The organism is Borrelia persica No12 (genome assembly GCF_000500045.1).
GTDB classification, from domain to species: Bacteria; Spirochaetota; Spirochaetia; order Borreliales; family Borreliaceae; genus Borrelia; species Borrelia persica.
The window spans coordinates 1-822 of sequence record NZ_AYOT01000195.1; the positions used below are offsets into that span (position 1 = coordinate 1).

At 33.1% G+C, this 822-nt stretch carries 1 protein-coding gene; it reads left to right on the forward strand.

The annotated features are described in order from the left end of the window. Positions 1-822, forward strand: an 822-nt coding sequence (locus U881_RS11065) for a plasmid maintenance protein (RefSeq protein ID WP_038363990.1), incomplete at both ends; no start/stop codon positions are given.

Here is an 822-nt window from a genome sequence, read left to right on the forward strand (position 1 = left end):
TGAAAAAAGCTGATTTTTATAAAAAAAAGAAAAGGGATTGCAAAATAATAAGAAAAGATGTTGAGACAAGACTGTTATCTGACTACAAAATTAGCAAAAAATATGTGAAGCAAATAAAAGAGCTGAGCAACAACGATTCGACATACATAAATGCGCTGTTAAATTTGGAGCAAGCAATAATTGACTATGGAATTGAATACGGTCTTGAAAACATTTTAGAGCATTTCTTAAAGCAATTTGCGAATAGGTACAAACACAAAGTGTGGATGATGATGAAAAGAGAAGACGGGATAATAAACGATTATGAAATAATTTGGGAAGGCAGGTTTAGAGACTGGTATCCCAATAAGTATAAAAAGCGATGTGTTGAAAAATCGGTTTATGGTGAGAGCATATGCATTGGAAAAAAACTTGCAGAAAAAGAAAGAAAAAAAGCAACAAAAAATTTGCGCAATCATGAAACAGAAAAAAAAGCAAAAAAAGAGAAACGTAGGCTGGAATTACTGAGAAGAGAAGCCTATTTGCAAAAGCTGTTTGAACAGGAAGCGAAGGAGAGAAAAGAAAGGCTTAGAAGAGCAGAAGAAAAGCGGGTCCATTTAAAGGATCGGGCAAGAGAAAGTATTTTAACGAATTTGAAGAAAAATATAGGTAATAATGCACAATCAAACGAAACAGAAAGTTTGTTGGACAAAACGCCCCCAAACATTTTGTCTGAGTCATTGTCAAATGAAGATATTGAATGTAAAAATGATTGTATAGAGAGTCCAATAAAATTGGACGGTATGATTTCTGATACATTAGAGCAAGGTATAACAGACAATA